12 protein-coding genes are annotated in these 14,670 nt (G+C 55.6%); 1 reads left to right on the plus strand and 11 read right to left on the minus strand.

Annotation, left to right across the window (positions count from 1 at the left end):
- Nucleotides 1–189 (plus strand): hypothetical protein (locus tag ACYVHB_RS09820; RefSeq protein ID WP_461051544.1); only part of this gene is annotated, 189 nt, incomplete at its 5' end.
- A gap of 483 nt (nucleotides 190–672) precedes the next feature.
- Here the strand turns inward: ACYVHB_RS09820 and ACYVHB_RS09825 are convergent.
- The 11 genes from ACYVHB_RS09825 to ACYVHB_RS09875 all read right to left on the minus strand — a co-directional run bounded on the left by ACYVHB_RS09825 (nucleotide 673) and on the right by ACYVHB_RS09875 (nucleotide 14,643).
- Complete coding sequence (locus ACYVHB_RS09825) at nucleotides 673–1,962, minus strand: adenylate/guanylate cyclase domain-containing protein (protein ID WP_461051545.1); 1,290 nt, start codon at nucleotides 1,960–1,962, stop codon at nucleotides 673–675.
- Nucleotides 1,963–2,339: 377 nt separating this feature from the next.
- A complete protein-coding gene (locus ACYVHB_RS09830; protein ID WP_461051546.1) occupies nucleotides 2,340–2,960 on the minus strand; it encodes a TetR/AcrR family transcriptional regulator in 621 nt (206 codons plus the stop codon).
- Between the two features lie 16 nt (nucleotides 2,961–2,976).
- Complete coding sequence (locus ACYVHB_RS09835; protein WP_461051547.1) at nucleotides 2,977–4,317, minus strand: MFS transporter; 1,341 nt, start codon at nucleotides 4,315–4,317, stop codon at nucleotides 2,977–2,979.
- Nucleotides 4,318–4,335: 18 nt separating this feature from the next.
- Entirely contained in the window at nucleotides 4,336–5,766 is a 1,431-nt protein-coding gene (locus ACYVHB_RS09840; RefSeq protein ID WP_461051548.1) for a SusD/RagB family nutrient-binding outer membrane lipoprotein, read from the minus strand.
- Nucleotides 5,767–5,800: 34 nt separating this feature from the next.
- Nucleotides 5,801–9,097, minus strand: coding sequence for a SusC/RagA family TonB-linked outer membrane protein (locus tag ACYVHB_RS09845; protein ID WP_461051549.1), 3,297 nt, complete (start codon nucleotides 9,095–9,097; stop codon nucleotides 5,801–5,803).
- 148 nt (nucleotides 9,098–9,245) lie between these two features.
- On the minus strand, nucleotides 9,246–10,118 hold the full coding sequence (locus tag ACYVHB_RS09850; RefSeq protein WP_461051550.1) for an SDR family oxidoreductase: 873 nt from the start codon (nucleotides 10,116–10,118) through the stop codon (nucleotides 9,246–9,248).
- A gap of 64 nt (nucleotides 10,119–10,182) precedes the next feature.
- The gene (locus ACYVHB_RS09855) at nucleotides 10,183–11,070 is read right to left on the minus strand and encodes a DNA-3-methyladenine glycosylase family protein (RefSeq protein ID WP_461051551.1); all 888 of its coding nucleotides are present in this window, start codon (nucleotides 11,068–11,070) and stop codon (nucleotides 10,183–10,185) included.
- A complete protein-coding gene (locus tag ACYVHB_RS09860) occupies nucleotides 11,067–11,660 on the minus strand; it encodes an alpha-ketoglutarate-dependent dioxygenase AlkB family protein (RefSeq protein ID WP_461051552.1) in 594 nt (197 codons plus the stop codon). Before ACYVHB_RS09860 ends, ACYVHB_RS09855 begins: the two co-directional genes overlap by 4 nt.
- Nucleotides 11,657–12,475, minus strand: a complete 819-nt coding sequence (locus ACYVHB_RS09865; protein ID WP_461051553.1) for a DUF5131 family protein — start codon at nucleotides 12,473–12,475, stop codon at nucleotides 11,657–11,659. Before ACYVHB_RS09865 ends, ACYVHB_RS09860 begins: the two co-directional genes overlap by 4 nt.
- Before the next feature lie 168 nt (nucleotides 12,476–12,643).
- Entirely contained in the window at nucleotides 12,644–13,678 is a 1,035-nt protein-coding gene (locus ACYVHB_RS09870; protein ID WP_461051554.1) for an amidohydrolase family protein, read from the minus strand.
- A gap of 77 nt (nucleotides 13,679–13,755) precedes the next feature.
- On the minus strand, nucleotides 13,756–14,643 hold the full coding sequence (locus tag ACYVHB_RS09875) for an NmrA family NAD(P)-binding protein (RefSeq protein ID WP_461051555.1): 888 nt from the start codon (nucleotides 14,641–14,643) through the stop codon (nucleotides 13,756–13,758).
- Nucleotides 14,644–14,670: the final 27 nt, after the last annotated feature.

The raw sequence follows: 14,670 nt of genomic DNA on the forward strand, positions 1-14,670 counted from the left end.
AAGCGGCTGAAAAGGCGACGGAGTGCGGTGGTTGAGCCCGTTTTCGGAAGCTTACTAAACTACTTTGGGATGCCGCACCGGCGGACCGGCCGGACTCTTGGCAAAGGTAAAACGGGTGCGCACAAGCGGATGGTGATGGGCAACGGCCTACAATCTCAAGAAGTGGCTATTGGCCAAGCGCTGGCCTAAGGTAGTTACTCAGGTGTTGGCTTTGCACCCAGAGGAATCTTTTTTTGCCCTTATGGAAGGGCTAATTCAAGAGTACTTTCACCCCAAAAGAGTTGTGCAACAGTCACGGACGTTTTTCTGAACGATTTCCAGCGGTAGCTGAAATTGACACAAACCATTCATTGACAGCAAAATAACGAGTTCATTAAAAAGCATTAGCTGCCCATTTATTAACCGAAAACGGCCGGTTGAGTAGGCGGGAATCTTGTACGAATATAAACAGGTTGTTGTGTGAAGAAAACGCGACGCAACCTATACCAGAAGCTTGATGAGGAATTATGGAGCTATTTTTTACTCGAAGGAAACGGAGCAGTGCTGTCCTTGTAAAATCACTTGTTTGATCCCACCCACTGAGTAGCCTACGGCCATTGCCCACATCTTTTTACCAAATCTACCTGCTTCGTAATTGGGTTGTTAACTTATGGCTAATGAAACGGGTTCTTTTTAAGCTACCTGCCAAACCACGACCTCTTCAGCTATGCCCTTCAGGTGGATAGCTCCCATCCGTTTAGTGCCCGTGGGTACCGCCGGTAACAAATCGAGCACGTTCTGCCCAACAAGTATCTGCGAGCCATATTCTTTGTTTAACTGCTCAATTCGGGCCGCCTGAATGACAACTGTGCCGGTAATGTTGTACTGCTGACGGGTTTCGGTGCCAATATTACCCACCACCGCATCGCCGGTTTGAATGCCGATACCAACCGTTGTAGCAGGAATCAGGCTGGCCAAGTTAGCGTCGCGGATAGCGTCCAGAAGGGCCATACCGGCTGCAACGGCCTGTTTAGCGGGATTCTCCTGGATCAGGGGGGCGCCAAACGTAATCATACAACCGTCGCCCATAAACTGGTTGATGATACCGCCATGTTGCTGCACCACCCGCGCCACAATACCCAGAAACGTACTCTGGTAGGCGATGACAGCCTCTGCAGGGTGGGTGTCGGCATACCGGGTGAAATTACGAATGTCCAGAAAAAGGACGGCTACATTGCGGTGTCGGGGATCTAGTGCGCCGTGTTGCTCCATAATGGCCTGAGCGACCTCCGGCGATACCTGCTGACCGAACAGTGTTAGCATTTTTTCGTTTGTTTCTAGATGCTCAATCGAATGTCGAATGCTTCGGCGAATTTGGTGAGCTACGTAAGCCGCTCCGATACCCGTGAGCAGGACAATACTGGCTTTGATGAGATATGGAAAAGCACGGGTTAGGTAAAAGTTGACTTCCAGCACTTGGGTGGGCTCCGTTTCGAGGAGGTAGAGACTTAACGCAAAAAACTCGACAGCAGCCAGCAAACCAGTCCAAATGGATAACGTTACGCTCAGCCGAAGGGTCGATAGGGTGATGAAGATAAAATACAGATACGTCAGCGGTGACAAAAGCATCAACACCGGGTGGCCCAGATTTCGAGAGATGAGCCATAAGGCAACACTCAGGATCGTTATCTCAAGGGCTGCGTTGCCCAATCCATTAAAAGTCGGTACCCAGACCAGTTGGCGACGGCGGATCGGTACGGTGCACCAGGCCAGAAATTCGTAGGTCATCATCACGCCCATGTACAGAAAGGCCTGCGCCGAAATAGCCTGGTAGCCGGTTGTCGCTTCGTACTCATCCGGCAGGACGAACCGGATGCCGCCCCCCAGAAAAACGAATCCTAAGGCAAACAGAATGGCCAATAAACCCGACTGCTGGCGTTTGCGTCGGGTTATTTCCTGACTAAACGTTTCCTTGAAAGACATTAAAGTCTCCTTCGGCTGTTCACGAAAGGTGGTGTGACTGTCTGTGGTAGCTTCAATGTGTTCAACAGACCGAGCCTCGTTGTTAGTAGCCGTTAAACCGGCTGGAACTAGTAGCGTAGCAGATTGTGCCATACGGTAGGATTAGCATAAACGGTTCGTTATTAAAACAGAGCCGCGAATTTTTTTGTTCATAAATTTACTATTTTTTAATTTATTTGGTAAATTTATGAATCAAAATGCTTGCTTATCTTATCGTCAAAAGGATGGTTCGCACTTCTGCCCTGTCAAATATGGCCCTTACCATCATGTAACCAGCCCCCTGTATGCCCGAAGTTGTGTTGTTGGCAACTACACGACGGCTTACATCATAAGTCAGGTTATAGAGCAACCCCGTTACCCAATATACCGTTAAACAGATCAATGATTTTCTGGTCCTCCAACTGATCATCAGTCTCTATCAAGTCTTTACGCCCTCTTATAAGCTGAATCAGACCGGTAACCGTGCCCCACATATACATCGAAAACGTTATGGTATCTAGATCAGGACGAATTTGACCGGTCGCTTTGGCCTGATCGATTAATCCGATGACCAAGTCCCTGATATTTTGCGTAGCCTGTTGTAGTTCATCGGTTTCGGTCAACGTTGGGTTCGCTTCGTAGCGCGAAACCAAGTCATAATGCAGGGGGTTCTTCTTGAGAAAAGCGTAGTTGGCCAGAATGATACCTTTGATGGCCGATAGTGGATCGGGCTTGCTCATGGCCATCGCGGATAATTCATCAAAAAGCAACCGTCTGGATTTTAGCGTTAGGGCGGCTAAAATTTCTTCCTTGCTGCTAAAATTGAGGTAAATCGTACCCTTAGCCAGTTGCGTTCGGGCGGCCACCGCATCAATGTTGAGTACATGCGTGCCCGATTCGCGCATCAAGTCTTCGGCCGCTTCCAGAATCAGCTGACGACGGTATTCTTTTTCCTGGGCTTTGCGTTGCTGTGTACTCATACAGGTATCGGTCGGGTCAATTCAGGACGAGGGCTTCCCGTTCAGCGGCTTCCTTATCCAGTTCCGTTATCTGTTCTACCTGTTGGTCAATATTCAGAAATTGCATGATAAACCAGGCCAGAACCATCATCCCAACAAACGACAGAAACGTTATTTCCCAACTGAAATTTTCTTTCATCGGACCGATCAGCGTGGCCCCGACCATGGAACCAACGGCCCCCGTCGTCATGTAAAACGTAAATTGACTGGCCGAAATTTTCCGGGAGCAGCACTGCATCGCAATCGCATACACGCCAATCTTGGCGAAGGCATTCAGCCACCGGTAGACGATGATGAACCCATACACGAAGGCGGTGTTGGCCCAGTACACCTTTAAAAAAATCAGGGCGGAGGTAAGGCTGATAATTAGAAAAAAGTAAATGCCGATCATGCGCTTCTTGCCGAATCGTTCGATCAGATACCCCCCCAGAAACAGGCCACCGACACCACCAATCAGGTCCGCCGTGGCGAAGGCCTGGGAATAGAAAACATTGGTCCAACCGGAGACTTTTACGGCAAAAATGGGCAGTAAGGTCTCAAAATAATTGTACGACCCCATCGTCACAAACATCAGGGCCACCACAATTAACGAATTCCGCAACCGGAACGCACCGTACAGGGCGGTGAGAATGGTAGACCACCGCCCAACCTGCATCCGGTTCGTTTCGGCCGAGGCTGCGCCCACCGTCCAGGGGGCTATCTTTTCACCGGGTTGTTCGCGTAAAAAAATCGGAACCAGGGTCACTAAACCAATCAGCACCGACAGCACGAGCATGGCCACCGTAAAATTATAGGTGCTTAACAGCCAACTACCTACAGCCAGGGCCAGCGAACTGCCGATCATTCGTGACCCGCCCATGAACCCGTTGGCCCGCGCCTGTTGGTGAGCGGGAATACTATCTACCGCCATCCCATCGGTAGCCCCATCCTGCAGCGCACCAAAGAAGGAAACGACAAAAGCCGCCCCCATAAACAGGCGCAGGTTGTTTAAGGGGGCTGGCACAAAACCCATCGCCATAAAACTTAGCGTCAGGCCGATTTGCCCGAAAAGCACCCAGGGCCGTTTGCGCCCCATGGGCAAATAGGTGTAGCGATCCATGAGCGGGGCTACGACGAATTTAAACGTCCAGGGCAGCGCGCAGGCTGCGGCAAACCCTCCGATTTCGCCAGGTGTCTTGCCATTCATGGCCATCCAGGCGGGAATACCGACAAACAGCATCCCCATGTGCAGCCCTTCGGCAAAATACAACGCAATAAAATTGATATACCGTAAAAAGGTATTTTCTGAAAGAGATGGTAATTTATTGCCGGCATTCATGGAAAAGCGGGTTAGGGTTTACTGAAAGATGGGCACGTTCGTGAATTGGTCGGGCAGGGGTTTGGGCACGTTCGGGTTGGTGTTCACCTCGCCCTGCGGATAAATGAACCGCTGCGGCTTTTTCGTACCGACATACAGCGGGATGGGCAACTGCACCAAGGGTATCGCTTTCGCCAAACGACGGTAATCATTGAAGGCTTCGTACTGCATCAGAAAGAAAATATACCGCTGGCTGACAATCTCGTACAGCAGGGCCGTTTGCATGGTCGCTGATTTGGTGGGATTGGCCAGCCCGGCCGGGCCGAAATCATCCGGCGTGTACGCATCATACCTCCGGCCCGTAGCCGATATGGTTTTGCCATTGATGTAGCCCGTTGCCAGCCCGGCCCGAACGGCATTCAGCGCGGCCAACGCCCGGTCATTAACGCCCAAACGAGCCTGCGCTTCGGCGATAATCAACTGGTTTTCGTAGTACGTCAGGATGGGGTGGGGCGCATTCGCCGTGAACGCGCCGTCGGTGGTGTTGGGGTCCAGACTGCCCGTGGCCGTGATACCTACTTTGACATAATGGTTGTAGAGCGCCGTTTCGTCGGTCTTGGTATTGGTCGATCTGCTGCGGGACTGCATCAGCGTGGTCAGATACGCCCCGTCGAACCCCGCATCGCCCGGCCGACTGACCCGGAAGAAATCGTAGTTCTGGTTATTATCGACGCCCAGGCTCGTGCCGTGCGGAATGAGCATATCGCCCGCTGTACTGCCGATGCCCAATGCGGCACTGGCTACGGCTTTGGCGTATTCGCCGGTGTGCAGATACAGCCGGGCTTTGAGGGTGTTGGCAGCCGCTTTCCATTTCGTTACGTCGCCCCGGTACATAAAGTCCTGCGTGGTAAAGGGCAGTCCCGCCGTGGCCGACAGGTTGACTATGGCGTTGTCGAGCGTAGTTTGCAGGGCCGCGTACACATCCGTCTGATTATCGAACACCGGTGTGGGAAACCTCACTTCGTCGAAGGCCTGACTGTACGGAACGTCGCCGTAGAGGTCGGTGGCTTTGGCGATGACCAGGGCTTCCAGCACCTGCCCCACGCCCTTGGTCCATTTGTCGCCCACCGCGTCGGCTTTGGTTTGAATCAACCGGGCCTGACCCGCCACCGGGTACAGCGTACCCCAGGTGAAGCTTTGCGACGAGACAATGTACTGGCCGAAGCCCTGATGAGCGCGGGACAGGCCGGCGAGTTGGCCTGCCCAGATCGACGCGATGCGCACGTCGGTATCTTCGTGGAGCAGCGACACGCCTAGCAACGTACCGGCCAGCAGCGTGGTTACGTCCACGTCGGTAACCGCATTGGGGTTGCGCTGAATGTCGGGTTCCTCAAACAGACGCTGGCAACCGCTCAGGCAATGGACCGCCAGCAAGGCGATAAGGACTTTGTGTACGACTGATTTTTTCATGATTGGTCTTCGTTTAGCTGGTTAAACCGGCGGCTTAATAGGTAATTCTAACCGAAGCCAAAATAGACTTCGTATTCGGGTTAGTGAACCAGTCCTGCCCGCGCGACAGGCCCGCGCCGGTGATGTTCACTTCGGGATCGGTGCCGGTGTACTTGGTCCATAACACCAGGTTGCGCCCCGTCAGGCTGAAATCGACGTTGGAGAGACGGGTTATGCGCCGAAACGCTGGACTGCGAAGGCTATATGAAAGGGTGATCTCGCGCAGCCGCGACACGCTGCCGTCTTCGACGAACTGCTTGTACGAAGCCGAATTGGACGCCGACCCCCTGCCCTGCCACCAGAACTGGTTGATAGCGACGGGTCCGGCCCCAAAGTCCCTGATCTGCCCCTGAAAGGACGTTCCGGCCGCAATCGTGTTGCCGTTCGCGTCGCGTAGTCCACCCGCCGGAGCCACCACGGTGTTCCCCTGATCACCGTGAACCCCGAAGTTATAGAGGGAGCCGCGCGTACCGTTGAAGAAATCATTCCCGGCCACGCGGTCGAAGAGGACGTACAGCGAGAGTCCTTTGTATGAAAACGTGCTGCCCAGACCGCCCCGCCAGGCCGGATTCGGGTTGCCGATGATTTCGTTGCTGATGCCACCCTGCGGAAACCCGTTCGCATCCAGAATGTAGTTCCCCGACTCATCTTTCCGAAAATCGGTCGAGTAAAAAATGCCGAATGGTTGCCCCGGAATCAGCGACGAGTTTTGCATGTAGCTGTCGGGCAGGATGTACACCGAAGCCCCGGCCAGCGAAACCACGTTGCTACGGTTGAGTGAAACGTTGGCCGACAGGTTCCACCGGAAATCACCGCGCGGAATCAGGTCGGCACCGGCTTCCAGCTCCAGCCCTTTGTTGGCCAGTTCGGCCGCGTTGGTATTGCGGATGGCGTAACCGGTCTCGTTCGGTACGTTCAGCGACAGGATTACGTCTTTGGTGGTGTTGGTGTAAGCGGTCGCCGACAGGCTGAACCGGTTCTTGAGAAAGCGGAGATCGACCCCTATTTCGGATTCGGTTTTACGTTCGGGCTTCAGAAAATCGTTACCCGCCGTAGTGCTGCGTACGTAGCCCCCGCCGTACAGCGAACTGGCGGCAGATACGCCCCTCGTGAAAATATCCCCGTAAGCCGCCGGGCCGAAGGCAGTAAAGTTCTGGTACGGTTGCGGCTGAATGCCCACCTGCCCCCAGGTCAGCCGGAGTTTGCCGAAACTAAGCAACGAACTGCTTTCCAGGACGGGCAATTTGCTGAACTGCCAGGCCAGGGCGGCCGAGGGGAAAAAGAAGCTGGGGTTGGTGTTGGCTCCGAAGGTCGATGCACTCTCATTCCGGCCGGTCAACGTCAGGAAAAGCTGATTGTACGCCTGAACCTCCGCCTGGGCGTAGTACGCGTAGGTCCGAATCAGGGAGTTATAGTTGCTGGCCAACAAGTTCGAGTTGAGCGCGTTGGTCAGAATATCGGGGGCCGTCGGCACAATTAGGTTGGTAATAGCGTCCGACAACGTGGCCCGTCGGCGGCTGTTGTAGTTCACGCCCAAAAGCAACGACCCGCTGAAGTTGTTGCTGAAGGTCTTGCTGGCGTTGGCAAACACATCCGTGTTGAATTGCTTCTCCGTAATCCAGTTCTTCGACAGGTAGCCGTTCGCCTGACTGGCCGAGTTGCGGGCGAAGCGTTCCAGGCGGTTATCCGTAAAATTGTCGATACCCGTGCGGCCCGTAATGGTCAGCCACGGCGCGGGCGTAATGTCCAGTTCAAGCGTACCAATCAGGCGATCCACATCGCTGGTGTTGCGGTTGTTGTTGATGTTCCAGATGGGGTTTGAATACAGGGTGCTCAAGTCGCGTCCCAACGGATTGCGGTACGACACGTGGGCGTTGTTGAACACCTGACCGGCGGGGTTGGTGAACGTACCCGTGTAGGCCGCATTACTGTAATCGGGTGGCGTACGCAGGCCACCCAGCATAATCCCCTCGACGTTGTCGCCCTCCTGCGTCCGGGATGAATAGACTTTGGTATAGCCCATGTTCGCCGATGCGCGGAACCACTCGGTAAACTGGCTGGCTACGTTGATCCGGGCGGTGTTGCGCTGGTAGTTGCTGAAGGCTTTGATCACGCCATCCTGGTTCAGATTGCCGTAGCTGATCAGGAAAGTCGACCGGTTGTTACCCCCGCTGATACTGAGACTATTGTCGGTGAAATGGCCCGTCTGAAACACATCATTGGTGTGGTCGTAGGTATCAGTGGCGTTCTTGCCCCCGTGCGGATTGGCCGCTGTACCAGGCGCAATGGCGTACCGCTTGGTGCCGTCGGGAAAGGTGACCATGCCCTGATAACCCGGTGCGCCGGGATCGGTGATGTACGTATCGGGGCCACCCGTCCGGCCGACAATCAGGTCGCCGAACGTGTTGCGGTTGCCCTGACTGTAAAAGCCGTTCAGGCCCTGCCCGTAGGTGCGCTGCAAAGCAGGCATCTTGTTCACCCGGTCGAACGACACCGTCGATTTAAACGTAATATTGACCTTCCCCTGGGAGTCTTTGCCTTTTTTGGTCGTAATAATAATCACACCGTTGGCGGCCCGCGTTCCCCACAAAGCGGCCGCCGAAGCACCTTTCAGCACTTCCAGGCTCTCGATGTCTTCGGGGTTGATGTCGTTGATGCGCGACTGCTGCACAATCCCGTTACCGGCGGCCGTACCCGTGTTGTCACTGGCGTTGCTGACCGGTATGCCATCGACGATGAACAGGGGCTGGGCGTTGCCGTTGATGGTGTTTTGCCCCCGAATCTGGATGTAGGCCCCCGCGCCGGGGTCGCCCCCGTTGCGGGTGATGAGTACGCCGGAAGTTTTGCCGCTTAGGCCCGTCAGCAGACTCGTTTCGCCGGTTTTTACCAGATTTTTCCCGTCCACGGTCGAGATGGACGAGGCAAACTTGTCGCGCTCGGCCTTCACCCCGAGGGCGGTAATGATAACTTCGTTTAACTGCCGGGTGTCGGTTCGGAGCTGCACGTTGACCGTCGCGCGCCCGCCGATTATTTCCTCCACGGTTTGCATCCCCACCGCCGAAAAGACCAGTGTCGTGCCCGCGGGCGGGACGGTCAGCCGGTAGGCCCCATTCGCATCCGTCAGGGTAGCTGTCGTGCGGTCCGGCGTTCCGGTGCCTTTAACCAACACGGTAGCCCCGGCGAAACCCCCGGTGCCTTCTTCCGTCACGGTACCACTGACGACCCGTTGCGCCCACGACAGTGAACTACTGACGACGATCATCAATAAACTCAACAGTACTTTTTTATTCATGATTTGACTGGTAAAAAGTGGAACTCTGCCAACGATTTAATACACACAAACGGCAAGCACCTAAGCGGGTGAAACGTTCGATTTGCGGTTAAGTTTATGAAGACAAGGTATGCCGGTTCGGCGGGGTTTGCGCCGAACCGGACTGGGATCAATCGGCGTGCCGGGCGTATTCGGCCAGCGTCGTGGTCGGTTTGCCCAGTTCGTCCCAGGTCGGTTGCGCCCTAAACTGCTCCGGGTAGTTATTCATCGACTCGCTCAGTTTAGCCACGTACTCCATCGAACTGCTAAACACACCGCCAAGTTGCAACAGAGGCAGCGGAGCGTGGCTGTACTCCATTTTTTGCTTTGGATAATTGTCGATGAAGATCGTTGCGGTCTCGTCCATCGTGTAGGCTTCCGGCCCCTGAATTATATACTCTCTGTTTTCGGTCACGTCGAGCTTAAACGAGTTGGCTACCTGCTTGCCGTAATCCGAGGCTGACGCAAAGTACATCCGTTGCTTAGAGTCGCCCGCCCACCGGATGGTATCGTCGCTGCGGAGCGAACCCCGGTCGAAGTTGTCCATGAACGACGACGCGTGATAGATGAAGTAGGGAATTCCGTTTTGTTTGATCGATGCAACGGCTTGGTTTTTAATGACCCAGGGCCAAAAGTCAAACCCGTCCATGCCCTGGTACTCCTGAATAAGACCGACCAGATAACCGATGCGCGGCAGGCCAACTCGTTTGGCTACGTCCAGGATAACCTGCATCCCCTCGCGTTCGGGTTGATAATCCGATTCTGATGAATCAGGATTCACCGACAAGTTCATGTACAGCCCATCCTGATCCGTCAACAGCGTAGTCAGCGTGGCTTCGTCATCCAAATCGCCGACTATGTACGTCGCACCTGTACCAAATTTTTTGCGAGCCCCGGCTTCATCGCGGGCGAGAATCGTAATGGTAAACCCCGCGTTAATCAGTTCGTGGGCTACGGGTTCACCTAGTAAACCCGTAGCACCAATGACTGCAATTCGTTTCATGCTTGTTGAGTTTTAAACGTTGTTGATAAATGGGTAAAGACGGTTTATTAATAACCATTGATTGTTATTTACTGACAGTATTCCGCAGCAGCAGCCCGACCCAACTCCGGTAGGGTCGCCACCCGTCGGCAATCCGTTCGAGGGTGCCGAGGTCGGGTTCGTCGCCGAGGTGATAAGCCGCAGCCATCGCCCGATGCAGGCGTTTTTCGGTCTTCGGAAAGGCATCAGGATCGCCAACCCCGCGCATTAGAATCAATTCGGCGGAGAAGGGACCGATACCCGGCAACTGCTGGAGGTGCGTCATGGCCGCGTCGGGGGTCATCGCCCGCAACCGACTACTTTCAAGTAAGGCAGCCTGGGTACCGAGAACCCGTAATTGCTCCACCTTGCGGGTGGCCAGTCCCCGGATGAGGGGCAGTTGGGCCAGCCGGTCCGGGGCCGGAAACCCGTGCATCACATGATCGCCGACGTCAACCCGAACGCCATGTGCTTCGGCAATGCGCTTGTTGAGAGCAGCGGCCTGCCGCACCGGAAGCTGGTGGCCAATGATGGCCCGCGCTGCGGCTTCGTAGGGGCTAGGAAACAGCACGGGGCGTATGCCCGGCTGCCGCTGCCGGAGGTCGGAAAATACGGTATCGCGGGTAGCTACTTCGGCCAGTCCCGTCCCGTCAATGTCGAGCGAGAGCATCCGTTCCAGTTGGGTGCGGATGTCGTCGGACGTTGCCTCGTCAGGGTTGGCAAAAACGTGGGCGCGTACCTCCCCGTCAGACTGGTCGATCCGCACACCCACCGTTTTCCAGGCTCCTTCCAGCAGCAGGGCCAGATCAAGTACTGGCCCGCCATCGGCGGGCCGGAGCGCATCGACAAACGCGGCAGTGGCCGACAACGAAACGCTGGCTTCCAGCGCGTAGTCGCCGGTGAATCGTAATGGGATTGGGCTGCTGATTATCATGATATGTTTGCTTGCGCGTCCCGATGGGGCCTGAAGGTCCAGTTGATGCGTTCGCCAACAGGACGGGACGTTTTCAGCACCGCATGTTGCCAGTCCTCCTGACAGCCGGGGAGCATAATCAGTAACGCCCCGCTTTCCAGATCGTAGTCAATCACCTCGCGAGTCTCGTTGTGGCGCAGCTTAAACCGTCGGGTGCTGCCCAAACTCAGCGACGCTATGGCCGGGCTTTTCCCGATCTGCGGAAAACTGTCCGAGTGCCAGCCGATGGAGTCTTTGCCCGTCACGTAGCGATTGCCAACGGCAAAATTGAACGTCAGCCCGCTCAATGCCTGAATCCGGTTGCGGGTCTCCAGCAGGAAGTCCGGCCAGGGTTTGGCCTGGATAATACTCCCCCGGTATTCGTAGGTAAAATCGTCGCCAAACAGGGATTCTTCGCGCGGTACGGGAATTTTTTTGCCGTACATGTTGATCTCGTCCCGCTTCCAGTCGAGGGCCTTCGACTGTTCAAACCAGTCGAGGGCTTCGGCCGGGGATAGGAAATTGGGGTAAAACGCAACGGGCGGCTCTACCGTAGTCAGGGAATTGCTCATACCAGGTTCTGTTTTAGGATCAACTGATTGTCTGAAAAGCTATTGGCTCTTGGACGTGACTGGCGGACGGGCATTTCGTTCCAGGTCCGTCCGTCGAGGATTCGCCCACCGCCCCGGGCGATCCCGCCCCATTGCAAAAAGAAGAACGGAACCTCATGCCGCACGGCCTGGTCCCGGATGTCACGCACCCACTCAATGGCCATTGGCCGGGCGTTTGGCCCCGATTCGCCCGCCAGCGAAATCCAGTCGATACCCTCGAAGTTTAGGTCCGGTAGCGGGCCAATCAACGGCTCCAGCGACAAGAACCGAACGGCGGCATTGACTTTACGCAAGTCGTCGGCGCGGTGGAGCAGGCTGGCCTCTTCAACCGACGTACCCACCCAGACGTTGCCCGGCCAGTCGATGTGTTCCGATAGATTGGCGAGTCGTCTGGCCCGCTTGGTCAGCACCTGGTAAGTATGTTGGGGTGTGGCCCGCATGGTTTCCACGATTTGCTGAATGTAGTCCAGCGGTACCCTGGGGTGGAACATATCACTCATGCTGCCGACAAAGATGTGTCGGGGCTTTCTCCAGGATCGGGGCAGGTTGAGCGTGTCGGGGTGCAGTGTCAGATCGAAACCGGGGCCGCTAGTGCGCGGGTCGCCGTCGTGCTGATACCGCGCCTGCCCCATTTCTTTCAGCCGGGCGGCAAACATGAGGGCATAACAATTATCGCAGCCCAGTGAAATTCGGTCACAACCCGTCATAGGGTTCCACGAGGTCGTTTTCCACTCCGTGACCCCGTTGTCGGCGGTCGTTAGCAGGATGGTCGGCATGTTGATTTGCTTGGTTTTTTGGTTGACGCTGTTCCAGGCACTTTCCTGAGTAGGTAGATCAGGGTTGCTTCAACTCGTTACCCGTCACTTAAACTGGCACGGTGTGGCTCAATTCATGTATCCTCTCCGTAGTTGAAATAACTACGGAGAGGATTATCCCTGATGTGTTCAGGACCGGGTCGGCATAGCGAGATGCCCGGTTAGTCGCTCCCAGTTCCCTGAGCCGAAAGCCGCTTTCTCCGCTTCGGTTAGCGGTGCCTGTTCGAGAAACTGTCGTCCTCGTCCCCGGCTCGTATCCAATGGCGGGTAGGGGGTCTGGTAGGTGAACGGGTAGTCGGTCGAGTACATCATACGGTCCACGCCGACGACCTCCGCCGTCCACCGCAGGTAACGTTCGCTCAACAGGCCGCTGCCTGTTACCCAGATGTTTTGCCGGAAGTAGTCGGCCAGTGGCCGTTCGAGGTGTAGCCCGGTCGTCTGCATGGTCGCGATATGCTCGAGGTAAAAGAGAACGAGCTCGCCCCAGTGCCCAACAATGACCTGCAAATCAGGGTGCCTGTCGAACACGCCAGAGAAGATCAGCCGCAGCAACTGTACGCCGTTATCATAGTACCAGCCCAAGCCAAACGTCCCGAACATATAGTCAACCTGCTGGCCGTAGCCGGTATAATAGGCCTGCATGACGGCTGGCAGGGGCGTCTGTGGGTGTAGGTAGAGCGGTGCCCGCAGGCGCGCAGCAGTGGCGTAGATGGGGTCGAACTGGGGTGCGTCAGCGTTTTGGTCGCCCGTGCGGCCAAAGATCATCGCACCGCGAAAACCAAGCTGGGTTATTACGCGCTCCAGTTCATCGGCGGCTGCCTCCGGTGACGGGGTCGGGAGGGCGGCCAGCGCCTGGAAGCGGGCCGGGTTACTGCTGACGATTTCGGCCAGCGCGTCGTTCGACTCACGGGCAACCGACACCGAATCGGCGGGTGCCAGAATCTGAACACCTGGCGTGCTCAACGATAGTACCTGCACGTCCACGCCGAGGTCGTCCATCTCGGCCAGTCGCCGGTCTCCGATGTCCCGAAGCCGCAGCGCGAGCGGCTCATTGCCATAGCCCAGTTCCGGGATCTGGGGCATCCCCGGCACCTTCGCCCACGCATCGAGGAGCGGCTTCACAGCGACGTGTTCTTCAAGACCTACAATCTTCATCGGTTCCATACTGTTGATTGGTTGACTGAAAAAATTGACTGAACAGAAAAGTGCTACCCGAGAAAAGTGCTTTCAGGCAGGTGAAGTCACCCTTTTTGAAGGGCAGCGGCAAATTCTCTGGAGAAATCATCCAGCTTTACCTTGCCCATCCCGGCGGGCTTGTGGCGGTCATAGTTCTCCCGCAGGGTACCATTGTGAATGCTATTCCCCAATTCCATTGAGTTGGCGATGATGTGGGCAGGCAAGCCGCGCTGTTCCATGCTGCTTTTCAATTGCTCATCGGTGAAGGTGACCCAATGCAGATCGGGCTTACCGATGGCAGCTCCTAAACTGTGCGCGATCTCATTGGCGGTCCGTTCGTCGCTGGCCACGTAGCGAATGGTATGTCCGGTAGTCGGAGTGGTCAGCTCCTCGGCGGCAGCAGTGGCAATGTCGGCAGGAGCCACCAGGACCAGCGTATCGTCGCCCCCGTAGTTGGCCCCGATCATCCCCGCGCTTTTAATCATGCCCATGTAGTTGTACAGATTGTAGTAGATGTATCCGGCCCGCAAATGCGTAATGGACACGTCGGACAACTCATTGAGCATTTCTTCTACGTGGTGCGACCCGACAATGAACCCAGTGCCTTTGGCCAAATGCGCCCCCCAACTGCTCAGATGCACCACCCGCTTTATGCCCGACTGTCGAATGGCCTGGGCATAGCTGCGGCCAGTGGCCTGGTAATGCGCCAACTGATCAGGAGCGGCAAAATTGGGCGGGATCATGCAGTAAACGGCATCGGCTCCGGCGAAGGTCTCCGTCAGAAAATGGGCGTCTTCTAAGGAGCCAATAGCTGCCGTAGCCCCCAGGGCCTCGATGGCAGTCCGCTTATCGGGCTTGCTGCTGATGACCGTGACCGAATGACCGTTTTGCACTAACTCCTCCGTCAATGGCTTACTAATGTTCCCCAGCGAACCGGTTACGACGATGTTCATGATTTTTACTTTTTAAATTGATACTAT

It is taken from the genome of Spirosoma arcticum (assembly GCF_054779955.1).